Raw genomic sequence first — 16,252 nt, forward strand, 5'->3', positions numbered from 1 at the left:
GCCCGCGCTCTGGCTGCCCTTACCTGGGGATCGGTCGCTCCGGCAACTACCTCGCGCTCATGGCCGCAGCGATCCCCGACCGCAGCGTGCCGTAGGCGGCGATGCCCTGTAGATCGACGCCGAGCTGCACCAGCACGTGAGCCATCGCGGGTTGAATGCCCGTGATCAGCACGCGGGCGCCGAGGAGCCGCACCGCATGAGCCGCCCGTAGCAGGCCGTTCGCGGCCTGCGTGTCGCTCGTGTCGACGCCGGTGACATCCAGGATCACGATCGTGGTGCCCTCCCTCGCGACGCCTCGGAGCAGCCCCTCCATGATCTGCTCGGAGCGCCGGGCGTCGATCGGCCCGATGAGGGGCATCGCGAGCACGCCGTCGGCCAGAGGCAGGAGCGGCGTGCTCATGACACGTATCGTCTCCTGCTGCGCCGCGATCAGCTCGGCGCTCCGCCGCAGCTCGTCGGCCCTGGCCTCGGCCGCCTGCCGCGCCCGCACCTGATCGGTGATCTCGACGCCGAAGTGGCAAACGCCGACGATCCCACCTCTCCCATCGCGGACGGGCGCGTACACGATGTCGAGCCAGTGCTGCTCCTCGCGGCCTGTGTCCTTGTGACGGAACGTCACGGGCATCTCGTTGCCGACGAACGGCTTGCCGGTGCGATAGACCTGATCGACGAGATCCCAGAACCCTTGCTGCTTCGCCTCGGGAAGGACGTCGAGGAGCGGCCTGCCCAGGAACGTGCGGTCCGGCAGGACGGCGCAGTAGTGCGGGTTCGCGAGGGTGAACACGAAGTCGTCGCCTCGCCACATCGCGACTGGCGCCTGGGCGTGCATGAGCATGTCGTACAGGCTCTGATAGCTCGATCGCGCCTCGTTCAGCGCGGCCTCCGACGCCGTCAAGGCGGCCTGCGACTCCGCAAGCGCCCTTTCCAGCGCATCTATCCGCTGCCGCGCCGCGGCGAGCTCGGAAAGGGACGCAGCTGCGTGAGCCAACTCGTCATCCATGCATTCCCCCATCGTGCTGACGCGCTCTCCTCGCCCATCGCTCGACAGCGCTCTTCCTGCATGCCGCGAGGACAGCCCGAGCCGGCCACACCGGCGCTAACGCCGCAGGGTGGCTATCCTCGAGTAGGCTGGACGACCGTGAATCGCGTCACCCACCCATCGTATCGGAGCGATGTAACCGTGGCAAGGCCTCTCGCCGGCGGACGAGCTGCCCTCACGCGCAGGGCTCATCGCTGGTTGGCGTCGCCGGCTCGATGTCGGTCCGTGTGGCAGGCCCTCCTCCGCTGCAGATCCGGAGGGCCCGGATCAGGCCGGCGCGGCTGCGCGCCGCACCGCCCGGAGCAGCGCCGCGCGCCCGAGCCATGGTGTGGAATCGAGCGTCGGCAGCGGGGAGCTCCCGTCGTTCATGATCAACGGGATCTCGGTGCAGCCGAGCACGACGCCGTCACACCCCACCTCTTTCATCCACCCGATGATCCGCTGAAAGCAAGCGACCGACTCGGGCCTGAGCGCGCGAGGACCAGCTCATCCATGATGATGCGGTGGCTCTCCTCGCGCTCGGCGGCGCTCGGTCGCACGCGCTCGATCCCGCGCGCCGCGAGCTTCTCCGGAGAGGTCTCGCCCTCGACGAGCCATCGAGTTCTCGTCAGGCCGAGACGCCCGTGCCCGCGCCGGGCGGCCTCCCCGGCGACGATCTCGGCGATGTGCCGGGGCATGACGCTCGTGTTCGATGACGTGGGGCAAGAGGGCCGTTGCGCTGCTGCCGATGTCCGTCTGCCTGGCGTACGTCGTGGAGCCGCCGGGCGCCGCGTGCCGTCGGCCGCCGCGGTCAGCTTCGACGGCGGCGCTGCGGTCCTGGGCTCAGTCCTCGCCGCGGATGCGATGGCTGAGGTACATCGCCGCCAGCTTTCCGAGCTGGCTCGCCGCGTCCCGCGCGCGCCCGCCGGTCGACGGATTGATCAGCGACGCCGGCGACTTCGCTTCGAACAGGACCTCGTCGAGCACCATCCCGGCCGGGTCGGTGATCTGCACCGTCACCTTGACGACCGTGTCCATGTTGAAGACGCCGGTGAAGACGCCGGGCTCGTAGAACGTCACGTTCGAGCGGATGAAGAACGGCGCGTCGGCCGCGCTCGTCGCCTTGACGACGATGGCGTCCTCCGACGCTGCCTCCGCCATGAGAGCCGCGGTGAACTGCTCGTTGATCCCCGCCTTGTCCTCCTGCCAGCTCTGCTGCTGCTCGGCGTCCTTCTCCGCCATCCATTCGGCCTCGGATTTGTTGCCGACCTGGAGGGCGATGAACGTCACCGGGACGACCCCGAAACGCCCCTTGCCGTAGAACGGGTTCGGCGCAGCCTGACGAATTGTCTTCCAGGGGTGCCCGCACGCGGCGAGCAGGGGAGCGAGGCAAAGCATCAGGATCCAGAGCGCATGTCGACGGTGCACGGAGGGCCTCCTTGTCATCAACCAGTCGCGGCGCACGGGCGCCCAGTGGCTGCGCGCGGGCGCGCGATGCGGCGATCCTAGCGGCAAGCGCCCGCCGGCGGAAAGGATAACCGACCATGACCGCGAAGAGCGATCAACCGAGAGCCGTGGCGGGCTCGCATCAGCGCCGCGGGCCGGGTGAGCCGTAGTAAGGCGGCGGCGCCTCGTCAAACCGCTCCAGCCCATCATCGCAGAGCGTGTCCCAGGCCGCCTTCGCGCTGACCCAGATGTGGGCCACCGGGCGGGCGCCCGGGGCCTCCTCGAGCGTGCCGAGCCGCACGCGACGGATACCGGGGCGGTCGAGCATGCGGGAGTAGAGCGGCGAGCCGCAGCGCGAGCAGAATGCCCGGCGACGCCTCGTGCTCGGTGATGAGCTCCTGCCCTTGCACGATATGAAACGCGCCGGCGTGCACCGGCGCGTTCGTGGCGAACGCGGTGCCGCTCGCGCGCCGGCACATGGAGCAATGGCACTGGACCACCGGGCCGCCAACCTGGGTCGGGTCGACCAGCCTGGGTCCGATCGACTCACCGACAGCGGCTCACCACGGGACGCAGACCCCGCCGGCAGTGCAGACGCAGCATTCTCCGCATCCGCCGCTGTTCACGCAGTCGATACACTGGCCCGCCCCGTTGCACTGATCCTGCTGCATGTTGCACAAGGTACCTGCCGGCGCGGGACCCTCCGCGCAGAGCCCGTTATCGCAGGTGTATCGGTAACATTCCGTCGAGCTGCCGCACTCGCCGTCGCGCTCGCACTCGATATGAAACGCGCCGGCGTGCACCGGCGCGTTCGTGGCGAACGCGGTGCCGCTCGCGCGCCGGCACATGGAGCAATGGCACTGGACCACCGGGCCGCCAACCTGGGTCGGGTCGACCAGCCTGGGTCCGATCGACTCACCGACAGCGGCTCACCACGGGACGCAGACCCCGCCGGCAGTGCAGACGCAGCATTCTCCGCATCCGCCGCTGTTCACGCAGTCGATACACTGGCCCGCCCCGTTGCACTGATCCTGCTGCATGTTGCACAAGGTACCTGCCGGCGCGGGACCCTCCGCGCAGAGCCCGTTATCGCAGGTGTATCGGTAACATTCCGTCGAGCTGCCGCACTCGCCGTCGCGCTCGCACTCGACCGGCACGCAGCGGCCAGCGTCGTCGCAGCGCCCCCCTGGGCACGGCCCCGGCTGGGGCGAGTGGATGGGCGCTGTCCCGTCGCAGGTGTCAGACGTGCACGGATTGTCATCCTCCTCGGGCTCATCGGCAGCAACGACGATCGAAGCGCCGCGACCATCGCAGAAGATCTGCTGGCAGTCGCCGGCCGCCGGCGTAACCTCGGTGCCTTCCGGCAACGGCGCCACGCCACACCTGCCTTCGACGCACGCAGGGATCTGGCACGGGTCCGCCGGGGCAGGACAGTCCGAGGGCGCCACGCAGCTCTCGCCGGAACCAGTGCTCGAAGCGCCGTCGCTGCCTGCCCCACCGGCGTCCGCGCCGCCTGTCCCGCCAGCACCGCCAGCACCGCCAGCACCGCCGGAGCTCTTGTCGACGAAGCTGCGTTGCTCGGCGGAGCATCCAGCGAGCGCAGCGACCAGGAAAATCCGCAGGAGAGCCGACGACATGCCACCGACGCAGCGACACCGCCCCGATGCAGGAATGGAAGACGACCACATGCGCCGCATCATAAAGCAGAGCTGCTCGACGGCTAAGCTCGTGCTCGCGAACGACCCGACCCAGGTTGGAGCAGCGACCCGACCCAGGTCGACCAGCGACCAGCGACCAGCAGAGCGACCCGACCCAGGTTGGCGCCGCAGCGCAGCAGAGCGACCCGACCCAGGTTGAGCGACCCGACCCAGGTTGCGTGCCGTGGCGGCGCGACGGCGGCGCGACCTCCTCCGCTCGAACGGCGGCGACGGCGCTGGGCAGACGTCGCTCGCGCGGTAGAACAAAGCCTCCCTTTGCCGAGGAGCTGCCGCATGACGAGCCGTCTTCAGGAGCGCCTGCTCGCGATCATGGACCGCAAGAACCACTGGGCCTGGACGCACCTCACGGGCCCTGGCCTCACGCGCGACCAGCTCGCGGTCCACTTCCGGCACGAGTACCGGGTCTACGTGCGCGACTTCCCGGTGCTGCTCGCGCGCGTGCTCGGCCAGTCGCCGCCGGCCCCGGTGCGCAGCGCCCTGGCGGAGAACCTCTTCGAGGAGCAGACCGGCAAGCTCTCGCTGGGCGCGTCGCATCCGGATCTCTTCCTCGAGATGATCGACGGCCTGGGCATCCCGCGCGCGGCCATCGAGGACGAGTCCATCCCGCTCGAGCCCGAGGCCCGCGCTTACCGGACGCTGCTCGACCGCGTGAGCGCGGCGCCGCCGTGGGTGGTGGGCGCGGCGGTGCTGACCATCTTCGTGGAGGGCAGCGTGCACGAGCGCGCGGAGCTCGAGGGGCGGCGAGAGGTGCTGCCGATCGAGGAGGCGCTGCGCGCGCACCCCATGGTGCGTCACTACGGATGTCCCCCGGAGCAGATGCGCCTGGCGAGGGCGCACCGGGCGGTGGAGGGCGGGCACCGGCGGGACGCGTGGGAGATGGTCCTCGGGCACCTGCCGGACGAGGGACCGACGGCGGACGCTGTCGCCTCGGCGGTGGCCGCAGCGCACGCGGCCTGGGTGGAGTACCGGGACGGCGTGGCGCGCGCGATGGGGCTTCGACCGGGGTGAGGGGGCCTCCCGCGCGAAGAGCGCGGGAGACCCGCGAGCGTGTGCGGCCCGCGCGCAAGCTCGCGATGAACACCTCGTGTCCGACCTCCGTGAGGCCGCGCGCGAGCGTCCCGCCGACGTGGCCCGCACCGATGACTCCGATCTTCATGCGCCCTCCGCTCAGGTGCGGCGGATGCGCGCGCCGAGCTCTTCGAGCCGCGCAAGGAAGCGCGCGGGGTCGAGCACGCTCTCCGGGTGGTAGAGGCCCGGGCCGACCGGAGGACCGCCGGCGAGCCCCAGCAGGCGCTCCGTCGCGATCGCGGCGCCGTACGCGCTGAGGCGCCCATGGCTGTCCGCGTCGATGATGTCGTAGCGCAGCCGCGCGCTCGACCCGTCATGGCGCCGCCCCGACACCTCGATGACGAGATCCGTCACCTGCCCGGCGCCACGCTTCGCCGCGTCTCGCACGGCGATATCGACACGGATCGATCGTGCGTCGGTGGCCGCTGCGAGGCTGACCACGTCGAGGAGCGGCAAGGCCTGGCCGACGACCTCCACACCTTCCACGTCGACGAGGCGCCGTGTCGAGGCGTCGCCTCGCGCCCAGGTCCATTTCCCGTCCTCGAGGAGGAGCGCAGCCTGCGCGATCTGCTGGTTTCGCTCGAAATCGGCCTGCGCTGCGGGACCGCCGTGGTCGTCGGCGTCGATCACGCAGCCGATCGCGATCGCGTCGACGCTTCGAAGCTCCTGCGCGAGGTGCAGCGCCGCGAGCGTCGCCGTCCCGCCGAGGGCATGGCCCAGCATGAGGATGGGAGCGCGCGTCGGTCGCGCAATGTAATGGGCGACAACAGGACCGATCTCCGAGACGAAGTCAGAGAAGGCGACGTAAGGCACGCCATCCGCCTGCGCGCGCTTCATGGCGTTGGACGCCCCGTCCTTGACGAACACGACGAGGGCGCTGAACGACGCGCCACGATCGAGACCGAGATCGTCCCGGTCGACGTCGACGGTCGTCGCCGTCGTGGGACCGCCGACCTCCACGGCGACCGCGGACGCTTTGCGCGCGTCGCGTCCGGCGATCGCGATCGGGAGGTCTGGCTGCAGCCGCCGGAGCGCCTTCGCCGCGCGCGCGCCGACGTGGCCGGAGCCGCCGATCAAGAGGACAGGTGACATCGTTCGTTGGGTCATGCGGATGGACTCCTCCCGCCAGGTCGCGCGGGCGCCCGAGGTGTGTTCGACGCGAACTTACTGTTGGTAAGTTACCTTTGGTAATATGTACCGACCCGTGGTAGTGTCAAGGCGAATGGCGAGAGCGAACGCCGCGCGATCCGCGACCCGGCCGACGAGCGAGACCTCCGGCAAGCGCCTGCCGAAGGCGGAGCGCCGCGAGCAGCTGCTCGAGACGGCCGAGAGGATCGTGCGCGAGGAGGGAACCGAGGCGCTGACGCTCGGACACCTCGCGGAGCGCGCGGGCGTCAGCAAGCCGATCGCGTACCAGCATTTCGAGACGCGGTCCGGGCTCCTCATCGCCCTGGCGCGGCAGATCGACGACCGTCAGGTGGCGGCGCTGCTCGACGCGTTGAAGCGGACGCGCCAGCGGCTCGAAGACGTCGCGCGCGTCGTCAGCGCCGCGTACATGCACTGCTGCGCGACGGTCGGCCCTCAGTGGCACGCGATCCTGGCGGCGCTGAAGGGCGACGAGCAGATGGATGCCGTCGAGCAGGAGCTCCTCGACAGGTACGTGATGATCTACCGGGACGCGCTCGCGCCGTTCGCCCACCTCCCAAAGCGTGAGCTGCACCTCCGCTGCGTCTCGATCATCGGCGCCGCCGAGGCGCTCGCAGCCGAGATGTTCCACGGCCGCACCGACGAATCCGCCGCGGCGAAGGTGCTCGAGTCGCTGATCGTGCAGTGGCTCTCGAAGAGCCACGACCCGACCCAGGTTGCGCGACCCGACCCAGGTTGACGTGCGCGACCCGACCCAGGTTGCGCGACCCGACCCAGGTTGACGCGACCCGACCCAGGTTGACGTGCGCGACCCGACCCAGGTTGCGCGACCCGCGACCCGACCCAGGTCGCGACCCGACCCAGGTTGACGTGCGCGACCCGACCCAGGTTGGGCGGCCTGACCCCGCGACCCGACCCAGGTTGGCGACCCGACCCAGGTTGGGCGGCCTGACCCAGGTTACCCAGGTTGGGGCAGCGCCAGCGCCAGCGCGCCAGCGCCAGGTTGGGGCAGCGCCAGCGCCCGCCAGCGCGGCGCCGGCGGCGACCCACAGGGCGACCCGACCCAACTCGGGGCAGCGGGGCAGCGCAGCACGCATCGGCCGAGATGGCGGCGCCATGGCGGAACTGGCGACCGCCACCCACTGAGCCGGACAAATCCTTGAAATGATCCACGCCACCTTCCGGCACAGCGCTTGTTTCTTCACCCCGGCCATGAGCCAGCCTCGCGAGATCGCTCCAGGTGTCACATACCTGATCACCCGACGCGTCCTGCGCCGGCACCTGCTGTTGCGACCTGATGCGACCATCAACCAGCTGTTGGTCTATGCCCTGGCCGTCTCGGCGCGCCGCTACGGTGTCGAGGTTCATGCCCTCTGCGCCATGTCGACGCACCTGCATCTCGTTGTGACCGATGTGCGGGGTGTGCTGCCGCGCTTCTTGCAGTTCTTCCATCGCCTCGTCGCGCTGGGCACGAAGGTGCTGCGCAAGTGGGAGGGGCCGGTATGGGATCATGAGGCCACGAGCGTGGTGAAGCTGCTGACGCAGGCGGCGGTGGTGGAGAAGATCGCCTACGTACTCGCAAATCCGGTGGCTGCTGGTTTGGTCCTGCATGCGACGGAGTGGCCAGGTGTCAAGGTGGATGTGGGAGAGCTGGGCCGTGGCGCGCTTCACGCGACGCGTCCCTCGGCGTATCTCGACCCGGAAAATCCGCAGTGGCTCGACGAGGCGACGCTCCCGCTCGTGCTGCCGCCCGTCATCGCACAGGAGAACGCGGAGGGCTTCCGTCATCAGGTGGCTGATGAGCTAGCCCGTATGGAAGCGCATGCCCATGCGGAGGTGCACCGGCGAGGTTTCGACTTCTTGGGCGCAGAGCGAGCCAGCAATGTCTCCCCCTACGAGCGAGCCACGAGCTTCGAGGACCTGCGTGAGCGCAATCCGACATTCGCAGTCGGTCGTGAGCAGGGTGATGCGTGGCGAACCGCTGCTGCTGCGGTGCGTGCGTTTCGCGCGTCGTACCGCGCTGCGCTCGAACGATGGTGCGCTGGCGTGCGCAGCGCTGTATTTCCGGTGGGGACATGGTGGATGCGCATATTTCATGGGGCCAGCGTGAATGACGCGGTGCTCGCGGCGTAAAGCCGATCGCGTGCGCACGACAACGATACGGGGAGGAGCGGGCGGGCCGGTTGGGACCCGGGTCAAGATCCCAGACCGCAACTCGCGCCAAGACCGCGATCTGGGTCGAGTTCGGGGTCGGTCGGGCCGCTCGGGCCGCTCGGAACGCCGGGTCGATCGGAACACAACCCGGGTCGGTCGGCCGGATAACTCCGAACCAACTCCGCCCCCCGGGTCGGTCGACGGCCGGATAACTCAACCCGGGTCTGGCTGGATTGGATAGCTCGACCCGCGTCGAGTGAAACACTGGGTCAACCCGGGTCAGGTCGGGTCGGCGGAGTCAACCTGGGTCGGCGGCGGAGTCAACCTGGGTCGGGTCGGCAGAGTCAACCTGGGTCGGGTCGGGGCAACCTGGGTCGGGTCGGCGGAGCCAACCTGGGTCGGGTCGGGTCGCCCTGAGTCAACCTGGGTTGGGTCGTCGTCGGTCTCGGTCACATCGCGCTCTGTTCAACCCGGCGACCTATGTGACGTTGCTCGGCCGGTACCAGTCGAAGTTGTTGTGGAACGGGAAGCTGTTGATCCCCAGGCTGATGCTCGCGTCGAGCGCGCGGACATGGTGCCACCAGCCAACCGGAATGAAGAGCGCCTCGCCCGGCTCGAGCACGACGTCCTTCACGAGCACCGGATCCATCGACCCCTGCTCCGGGTCCCGAGCGGCATACATCGCGCGCGCCCCCTCGAACAGCGATGTCTCGAACGGCGCGATCATGCGGTAGCGCTTCCTGCCGTACACCTGACCGAAGAGGATGTTGGACGTGTCGTAGTGGAGCGGCGTCACGGTCCCCGCGGGGCCGAGCCACAGCGCCGCGCTGCCCAGGAGCCGCTGCGCGGCGCAATACCCGTCCGGGAGCACCACGTCGTTCAGCAGCGCGCCGAGCCTCGTCCGCTCGAGGACACGGTTGTTGGCGACCATGTAGAAGTCGTTCGTCTCTGTGCGCGCGGCCTCGATGCGCGCGACGAAATCGCGCAGCGACGTGCTCTCCGTGTGTCGCGCCGCGTGCATATCGTAGTCGGGGTCGCTCAGGCGTCCCGTCGTCACGTCCACCACGACGTCGCCGAACGTCTCGGAGAGATAGGCCGGTGTCCATCGGCCGAACGCGGGCCAGCGGGTCACCACGTCGGTCAGGATGACCGGAATGTTCCCGGCGACGTACACGTCGCGAAGCTCCGCGGCGGACACGCCGGACCGCCGTGGAATTCCCGTCGGATCGCAGGCCGTCGCCGCCATCCGCTGCTTCAGCCGCGCCAGCATCTCGTGTTGCCTCGCCGCGCGGGCGAACGGACGAGCGGCGAGGAAGATGGGCGAAGCGACGATCGCCGAGATGAGCTCTCTGGCCTGTGCGCCGCTCACGCCCGCGGCCTGGAGCTGCTCCGAGACCAGGCCTTCCGCCACGCCGCGCAGCAGGTTCTCCGTGGTCCAGCGCCACCATTCGGGCGCGACCTCGAGCTCGCGATCACGTTCGCCCATCTTCCACCTCCATGACGTTACAGGATATGCACCGGCGCCACGCTGAAACGACTCACTCGCACGGGGGAGGCATCGGCGGCGGCATGGGCGGGATGACCTCGCCCTCCTCGCCGTCCGGCGGTGGAGGCGGCATCGGGGGGATGATCTCTCCCTCGTCGCCGCACGGCGGCGGCGGCGGCATCGGCGGGATGATCTCGTCATCCGGCGGCGGCGGCGGCATCGGCGGGATGACCTCGCCCTCGTCGCCGCACGGCGGCGGAGGCGGCATGGGCGGGATGACCTCGCCCTCCTCGCCGTCCGGCGGTGGAGGCGGCATCGGGGGGATGATCTCGCCGTCTTCGCCGTCCGGCGGTGGAGGCGGCATCGGGGGGATGATCTCGCCTTCGTCGTCGCGCGGAGGATGCATGGGCGGGATCGGCGTCCATTCGCCACAGCCCTCTTCCGGCTGAGGCTCGGTGGTGATCTGGTCGCCTTGATCTCCTTCCTGATCGGTGGTCGGCGCACCACAGGCGACCACGAAGACGGCGGCAGCCGCGGCGGCAGCGCGGGACGCCCCCCGTATCAGGGCCGCCGTTCGCGGCGGGGGCGTGGGCAACGGCGATAGCAAGGCTGCATCATCCTGAAGAAAGACACGTGACATGAACACCTCCGCTGTCGCTGTCGTGCAGGACATGTGCCAGCGCTTCACCGCTGGATACCGCTGGAAATCTCGCGACCTGCGGCCGTGCCCCGAAGCGCTCGCCCTGCCCTGGCCCAGAGTGGCGCACCGGAGCGTGGCGCACCGTGGTTGCCGCCGCCCGCAACCCGCAACCCCGGTGCCGCGCGCCCCCGCAGAGCGTGGCGCACCGTGGTTGTCGCTCCCGTGGTTGTCGCTCCCGCGGCGCACCGTGGTTGTCGCTCCCGCGGCGCACCGTGGTTGTCGCCCCCGCGACCCCGGCCCCCCTGCGCCGCGCGCCCCCCATGGCTCAGCGCAGGGCCCGCGCGAGCGCGGCGTCGTCGAGCTCCTCCTCGGCGGCCTGCTCGAGCGCCGCGCGCAGCGCGTCGTCGGCCGTGGACCCGGCGGCGACGCGGATGCGGTCCTGCGCCTCGGGGTAGCCGGCGACGCGCAGAAAGAGCGCGGCGCCGATCCGGCGATCCCGCGGGGCGTCCGCGTCGTCGAGCGCGCGGATCGCGTCCTCCGGCGCCAGGCCCGCGGCGCGGTAGTCGCCGGCGGCGAGCAGCTTGCGGAGGTCTTCCCGCCAGGCCGCGACGTCGCGGCCGCGCTGCTCCAGCGCCTCGGCCCCGCGCGGCGCGGCCCCGCCGGCGACGCGCTGGTGCGCCTCGCGGATGCGCCTCGCGACCGCATCGCTCAGGGCCTCCCCCGTCTGGAGCACGAGCGTGCCGCTCTTCTGGCTCACGAGGAGCAGCGCGTCGCCGTCCTTCCGGATCTCGGTGAGCTCGGCGTAGGGCAGCCAGGCGCTCGAGAAGGGCCGCTCGACGCGCACGCCGTCGCTGCCCACCACAACCTGGGTGGGCCTGGCGGCGCGGCGGACGAGCCAGGTGGACAGCAGCGTGAGGGCCAGCCACGCCACGGCCAGCGCGCCGCTCATGCGCCCGAAGAGCCCGAGCACGAGGAGCCAGAAGATCATCAAGGCCGGCAGCCCAGCGCAGCCGGCCACGAGCTCGCGGTGGACGCCGCCGAGCGAGATCGCGACGCGCCGCTCCGCGGGGCCCATCCCGAGGCCCGCGAGCAGGCGCGCGCCCTCCTCCTCGCTCGCGACCTGCACGTCGAGCACCTCCCCGCGGCGCAGGTGGAGCTCGACCCGCATGCGCGGCTCGGGCAGCACAAGGCCGGAGCGCACCTCGGCGCGCGGGATCCAGCGCTCCGCGGCGCCGATGGTGAGGCGCAGGCCGCCCGCGCCCGCCGCCACGCGCGCCGGGCCCCGCCGGGTGACGGGCGTGGTGGAGAGGAACACGCTCACCAGGGCGAGGCCAAGGGCGACGAGCGCGCCGGGCATCACCAGGGTCAGCGTGTGGAAAGAGTGAGAGCGAAGGCCCGCATCGCCCAGCAAGTCCGCCAGCATCACGAGGAGCACGCTGGCAAGGAAAGGCCCCCCGATCGCGAGCAGCGCGAGGCCCCCGAAGACGCGGCCCAGGCCCTCATGGCGCCGCCCGACGCGGGGGCTCGTGAGCTCGAAGGAGGGCGGGGAGGCGGGCAGCATCGTCTGGATGGCGCGATGGGCGGGTCAGCTCGACGGCGTCAGCTCGACGGAGAGGAATCGCAGCGGCGGGTGGACGAGATCAAGCGTCCCACGGCGCGGCGCCCGGCAGAGGGGGCTTGTGGCGCAGGCTCGCGCACCGCCCCTCGCGCTCGTGCCCGCAACGACAGCCCACGCCGCCCACTCCTGCGGTTGGGCCTGACATGCGGGGGGTTCACTGATAGAGTCGAGCGCATCGCTTGGGCCATTCTGCGCCCTTTGTTGAGGAGATCTCCAGCATGTCCTTCTTGGCTCGTTCCTTCAGCTTGTTGACCCTGCTCACGCTTGCATCCGTGGCCGCGTGCGGCGACGACTCCAGCTCCGGGAGCGGCGGCGCCGGCGGCTCCGGAGGGGAAACCGCGGGCCCCGGGAGCAGCTCCTCCGGCACCGGCGGCGCCACCACGGGCAGCGGCGTCACCACGGGCAGCGCCACCACGACCACCGGCGTCACGACGGGCAGCGCCACCACGACCACCGGCGTCACCACCAGCGCGGCCACCACCGGCGCGACGACGGGGACCGGGGGCGACACCACGACCAGCACGGCGACCGGGAGCACGGGTTCCGGTGGGTGCAGCATTTTCTGCTCCGACTTCGAGGGCGGCTCGCTGCCCTCCGAGCTCCAGTTCTTCCCCGAGTACCTGCGCGCCAGCGCGGGCGACTACGTCACGATGGACAGCTCGGGCCACAGCGGCTCGCACTCGGTCAAGGTCACGGGCTCGGGCTTCAGCCAGATGCTCGGCATCCCCGTGCCGAGCGCGTTCTGGGGCAGGGTCTACGTCAAGAGCGACACCGCCATCCAGATGGGTCACAACACCTATGTCGCGGCGACGACCGGCAACGGCGATCCCAACGAGGGTGAGCACATCCGCATCGGCGAGCACCAGTGTCAGCTCGAGCTGAACCGCAAGACCGACGACGCCGAGAAGCTCTCGAACGGCGGGACGTACTCGTGCGACGGCGGCGTGAAGCTCGCCGCGAACACCTGGTACTGCCTCGAGTTCAACTACAACGGGCCTGGCAGCGAGGTGCGCGTGTTCGTCGACGGCACCGAGGTCGAGCAGCTGCACGTCACGAACTGGGGCCCGTACGACTACAAGCTCTTCAAGCTCGGGTTCGAGAAGTACCACGGCGGAAACAAGAACATGTGGTACGACGATCTCGCGCTCGGGGCGGAGCGCGCCGGCTGCGGCCCGTGAGGGCCGTGCCGCGCAGCGCTCGACCGCTCCTGAAGAGCGCCTGATGCGCGCGCCGTCCCGGAGCGGCGTTGTGCCCTGGGCCCATCGCCCTCGCAGCGGGAGCCGCCTCGCGCCGCTTCAGCCCGCGCCGGGCGTGGCGGCACGCCGCGCCTCGCGCAAGAAGCGCAGGTGCGGCACGCCGCGGGGGCGCACGCGCGGCAGCGGCGCCGGGACACGGTATGTCCCTGGCTCGTGAGCGACATCAGGGCCGATCTCCCCGACGATCTTCACACGGTCTCCCGGTCGCAGCGCGATGACGCGGCCCTCGACGTACGGAAAGAGGTCGTCCGGCTCGCCGCGAGCCCCGGGGGCGCGGAGCGGGTCCACGCGGCGCAGGTGCGCTTCGATCTCGTCCTCCGGGAGCTCGCGCTCCAACCTGCGGGGCCCGTCGAGGCGGATCCGCCCTGCAGGGACGTGCACCCGCTGCCCGTCCGCGAGCTCCACCTCGAAGCCCTCACTCCATGCGTCGCGCAGCGTGACGCCGCCCCCCTGATACGGCGCCAGCTTGAGGACCACGAGGCGCGCGCACGGCTCGGACGGCGGTCGGTCGTCGGCGACCACGGTCCCGATGCTGCCGTCCATCCCCATGCGCGGACGGCGCGTGGCGCGGCGCGGGCGGCGCACCGTGCCGATCACGCGCCGCGCGCGAAACACAGCGACACAGTACCCCACCATCGCGGAGAGGAACGTCGCGCACTTCAATGCAAGGACAGGCGGCCGGCGGTCATAGAGCAAGGAATGGAGCGCCCAGATGCCGATCAAGCCGAGCACGCCTCCGACGAGCACGCCGCCCCAGCCATCCGAGCGCCGTATCTCGTACCGCGGCGCCTCGTCCCACACGACGCGCCGCACGCAGGCGCGGTCCTCGGGCGTCCCGAGCGCGAGGACCTCGTGGTCGCTGCCTGCGTCGCAGGGCTCCCCCGCCGCGAGCAGCGTGCGGCACGTGGCGCACAGCGCTCGGCGCTCGAACCCGTCGCGGGGCGTCGGCGCGTTCATGACCAAGGCGGAAGCCTAGCCGAAGTCTCGCGCAGAGCCACGACCTCTACCTGCGATGAGCGGATCGGGCGCGAGGGGTGAAGCGCTCGGCGGGCCAGTCCGCGCCGGTCACTCGTCCATGACGGCGTTGACGATCCCGTCGAAGAACTCCGCGCTTCCCACCGAGTCGAGCATCCGGTTCCAGCCGATCTCGTCGAACGGTGTCGGCAGCCCGTGGTTGGTCAACAGCACCCCGAACAGCTCGCGGCGGCAGTCGATCCACATGAACGTCCCCGCACCGCCGGACTTGCCGTAAGCGCCCCTGCAGAGGCGCGTCCCGCCGTTGGAGAAGCGGCGTGTCGCGAGCTCCCAGCCATAGCCCTTGGGCGTCGACAGGAGGTTCGAGAGCGGGGACTGGTCGGTGTCCGCCGCCCTGACCTCGGGCGTCTGGTTGCTCACCATCGCGGCGGCGGCCTGGCGGCTCAGGACCCGGACGCCGCCGTACTTTCCGCCGTTCAGGATCATCTGACAGAAGACAGCGATGTCCCTCGCGGTCGAGAAGGCGCCGTCGCAGCCGGCGATCCCGCCGAGGGCGAAGTCCTGGTCGTCCTGCACCTCGCCGCGGACCACCCGGCCCCGGAGCTCGGAGAAGCCCGTCGCCGCGGTCCGCGAGATCAGCGCGGCCGACGGGTTGAAGGTCGTGTCGCGCATGCCGAGCGGGCCCCAGATGCGCGCCTTCGCGAACTCGTTGAGGTCCATGCCCGACGCCGCCTCGATCACCCGCCCGAGCAGGCGGTAGGTGAGATCGCTGTAGAGCACCTGCGTCCCCGGCGTGTACTCGAGCGGCGCCTCGGCCATCCGCTGCCAGACGCGATCGCCGTCCGGCTCGTCCAGGAACTGGCTGTCGACCGGCAGGCCGGCCGTGTACCGGAGCATGTCGCGCACCGTGATCGCCGCCTTGCCGTGGGCCGCGAACCCCGGCACGAAGTCGGCGACCCTGTCGTTCAGCCGCAGGACGCCGTCCTGCACCAGGATCAGCGCCGACGTCGCGGTCGCGAGGACCTTCGTCATCGAGAGCAGGTCGAACACCGTGTCGAGCGTGACCGGCTCTTCCTGGCCACGAACCCGCGTGCCGAACGCCCGGTGCCCGACGATCCGGCCCCGCCGCGCGATCAGCGCGACTGCGCCCGGGAAGAGGCCGTCGTTCACGCGGCGCGAGACGCGCGCGAAGACGTCCTCGATGCGATCCGAGCACAGGCCGACGCTCTCGGGCCTCCCGGGGGCGAGCTCCTGCGGCGCCAGCACCTGCGGCGCCAGCACCTGCGCCTCGGCGACCCGGGTCGAGAGGACCGCCGCCGGCGTGAACGCAGCCACCGCCGCCGCGCGGCCTAGCCCCTGGAGAAGACGCCTGCGGTTGAAAGATCCATGCTCAGTGCACATGACCACTCCTGATGCGTAAGTGGGGGTAAGGGGGCGGGTTGAGCCCGCCAGGCCGCTCTGGAGCACCACGCACGCTGTCGTTCAGGACCGGCCGCGCTGCTCGTCCGCGCTCGGCTGTCGAGCAGCGTCGAGCAGCGTCGATCAGCGGTCACCGGTCGGCGTCGTCCCGGTCGTCGACAGGTTCGTCGTCGACGTTCAGACGCTCGAACGCTGGAAGAGCAGGACGCGTGCCGCGCAGCGAACCCAGCATTTCGCGGCGCCGGCGTCCGACCGCTCGGCGGCCGAGGCGCGGATCGCGCAAGCGTTTGCACGATCTGCATGATTCT

Annotated in this window: 12 protein-coding genes and 3 pseudogenes; 4 read left to right on the plus strand and 11 right to left on the minus strand. The window is 70.8% G+C overall.

Features of this window, described 5'->3' with window-relative positions:
* Window positions 1–46: 46 nt before the first annotated feature.
* The 4 genes and pseudogenes from WME89_RS40435 to WME89_RS40450 all read right to left on the minus strand — a co-directional run bounded on the left by WME89_RS40435 (window position 47) and on the right by WME89_RS40450 (window position 2,943).
* The gene (locus WME89_RS40435; RefSeq protein WP_438004918.1) at window positions 47–895 is read right to left on the minus strand and encodes an STAS domain-containing protein; all 849 of its coding nucleotides are present in this window, start codon (window positions 893–895) and stop codon (window positions 47–49) included.
* A 411-nt stretch (window positions 896–1,306) separates the two neighbouring features.
* A pseudogene (locus WME89_RS40440) lies at window positions 1,307–1,707 on the minus strand (aspartate/glutamate racemase family protein); the annotation flags it as partial.
* A gap of 154 nt (window positions 1,708–1,861) precedes the next feature.
* Window positions 1,862–2,446 (minus strand): hypothetical protein, encoded by a 585-nt coding sequence (locus WME89_RS40445; RefSeq protein ID WP_438004919.1) that lies wholly within the window; start codon window positions 2,444–2,446, stop codon window positions 1,862–1,864.
* 160 nt (window positions 2,447–2,606) lie between these two features.
* Window positions 2,607–2,943: pseudogene (locus tag WME89_RS40450) on the minus strand (GFA family protein).
* A 1,512-nt stretch (window positions 2,944–4,455) separates the two neighbouring features.
* Between WME89_RS40450 and WME89_RS40455 the strand changes: the two are divergent.
* Window positions 4,456–5,190 (plus strand): iron-containing redox enzyme family protein, encoded by a 735-nt coding sequence (locus WME89_RS40455; protein ID WP_438004920.1) that lies wholly within the window; start codon window positions 4,456–4,458, stop codon window positions 5,188–5,190.
* 43 nt (window positions 5,191–5,233) lie between these two features.
* Here the strand turns inward: WME89_RS40455 and WME89_RS40460 are convergent.
* Window positions 5,234–5,338: pseudogene (locus WME89_RS40460) on the minus strand (NAD(P)-binding domain-containing protein); the annotation flags it as partial.
* Window positions 5,339–5,349: 11 nt separating this feature from the next.
* Window positions 5,350–6,357: a hypothetical protein gene (locus WME89_RS40465; protein WP_438004921.1), complete on the minus strand. Its 1,008-nt coding sequence runs from the start codon at window positions 6,355–6,357 to the stop codon at window positions 5,350–5,352.
* Between the two features lie 115 nt (window positions 6,358–6,472).
* Here WME89_RS40465 and WME89_RS40470 point away from each other — a divergent pair, with 115 nt between their 5' ends.
* Together WME89_RS40470 and WME89_RS40475 are read left to right on the plus strand one after the other, a co-directional pair.
* Window positions 6,473–7,135 carry a TetR/AcrR family transcriptional regulator gene (locus WME89_RS40470; RefSeq protein WP_438004922.1) on the plus strand — a complete coding sequence of 221 codons (663 nt, stop codon included), beginning with the start codon at window positions 6,473–6,475 and terminating at the stop codon, window positions 7,133–7,135.
* Between the two features lie 473 nt (window positions 7,136–7,608).
* Window positions 7,609–8,529, plus strand: coding sequence for a transposase (locus WME89_RS40475; protein WP_438012033.1), 921 nt, complete (start codon window positions 7,609–7,611; stop codon window positions 8,527–8,529).
* Window positions 8,530–9,028: 499 nt separating this feature from the next.
* On the opposite strand, the gene WME89_RS40480 is transcribed toward WME89_RS40475, so the two are convergent.
* From WME89_RS40480 to WME89_RS40490, 3 genes are all read right to left on the minus strand, one after another.
* Window positions 9,029–10,036, minus strand: coding sequence for a cupin-like domain-containing protein (locus WME89_RS40480; protein WP_438004923.1), 1,008 nt, complete (start codon window positions 10,034–10,036; stop codon window positions 9,029–9,031).
* 52 nt (window positions 10,037–10,088) lie between these two features.
* Window positions 10,089–10,442 (minus strand): hypothetical protein, encoded by a 354-nt coding sequence (locus WME89_RS40485; protein WP_438004924.1) that lies wholly within the window; start codon window positions 10,440–10,442, stop codon window positions 10,089–10,091.
* Window positions 10,443–11,001: 559 nt separating this feature from the next.
* The gene (locus tag WME89_RS40490; RefSeq protein WP_438004925.1) at window positions 11,002–12,237 is read right to left on the minus strand and encodes a hypothetical protein; all 1,236 of its coding nucleotides are present in this window, start codon (window positions 12,235–12,237) and stop codon (window positions 11,002–11,004) included.
* A 275-nt stretch (window positions 12,238–12,512) separates the two neighbouring features.
* Here WME89_RS40490 and WME89_RS40495 point away from each other — a divergent pair, with 275 nt between their 5' ends.
* Window positions 12,513–13,472 carry a hypothetical protein gene (locus WME89_RS40495; RefSeq protein ID WP_438004926.1) on the plus strand — a complete coding sequence of 320 codons (960 nt, stop codon included), beginning with the start codon at window positions 12,513–12,515 and terminating at the stop codon, window positions 13,470–13,472.
* Window positions 13,473–13,589: 117 nt separating this feature from the next.
* On the opposite strand, the gene WME89_RS40500 is transcribed toward WME89_RS40495, so the two are convergent.
* Window positions 13,590–14,507: a hypothetical protein gene (locus WME89_RS40500; protein ID WP_438004927.1), complete on the minus strand. Its 918-nt coding sequence runs from the start codon at window positions 14,505–14,507 to the stop codon at window positions 13,590–13,592.
* A gap of 108 nt (window positions 14,508–14,615) precedes the next feature.
* The gene (locus WME89_RS40505; protein WP_438004928.1) at window positions 14,616–15,926 is read right to left on the minus strand and encodes a serine hydrolase domain-containing protein; all 1,311 of its coding nucleotides are present in this window, start codon (window positions 15,924–15,926) and stop codon (window positions 14,616–14,618) included.
* Window positions 15,927–16,252 lie beyond the last annotated feature (326 nt).

It is taken from the genome of Sorangium sp. So ce321, assembly GCF_051530195.1.
Taxonomy (GTDB): domain Bacteria; phylum Myxococcota_A; class Polyangia; order Polyangiales; family Polyangiaceae; genus Sorangium.

What these genes read in the sequence shown, in the direction of transcription:
- WME89_RS40500 (WP_438004927.1), bottom strand. Translation starts at nt 14,507, where the DNA reads ATGAACGCGCCGACGCCCCGCGACGGGTTCGAGCGCCGAGCGCTGTGC.
- WME89_RS40505 (WP_438004928.1), bottom strand. Translation starts at nt 15,926, where the DNA reads ATGTGCACTGAGCATGGATCTTTCAACCGCAGGCGTCTTCTCCAGGGG.
- WME89_RS40465 (WP_438004921.1), bottom strand. Translation starts at nt 6,357, where the DNA reads ATGACCCAACGAACGATGTCACCTGTCCTCTTGATCGGCGGCTCCGGC.
- WME89_RS40475 (WP_438012033.1), top strand. Translation starts at nt 7,609, where the DNA reads ATGAGCCAGCCTCGCGAGATCGCTCCAGGTGTCACATACCTGATCACC.
- WME89_RS40490 (WP_438004925.1), bottom strand. Translation starts at nt 12,237, where the DNA reads ATGCTGCCCGCCTCCCCGCCCTCCTTCGAGCTCACGAGCCCCCGCGTC.
- WME89_RS40470 (WP_438004922.1), top strand. Translation starts at nt 6,473, where the DNA reads ATGGCGAGAGCGAACGCCGCGCGATCCGCGACCCGGCCGACGAGCGAG.
- WME89_RS40455 (WP_438004920.1), top strand. Translation starts at nt 4,456, where the DNA reads ATGACGAGCCGTCTTCAGGAGCGCCTGCTCGCGATCATGGACCGCAAG.
- WME89_RS40480 (WP_438004923.1), bottom strand. Translation starts at nt 10,036, where the DNA reads ATGGGCGAACGTGATCGCGAGCTCGAGGTCGCGCCCGAATGGTGGCGC.
- WME89_RS40495 (WP_438004926.1), top strand. Translation starts at nt 12,513, where the DNA reads ATGTCCTTCTTGGCTCGTTCCTTCAGCTTGTTGACCCTGCTCACGCTT.
- WME89_RS40485 (WP_438004924.1), bottom strand. Translation starts at nt 10,442, where the DNA reads ATGCATCCTCCGCGCGACGACGAAGGCGAGATCATCCCCCCGATGCCG.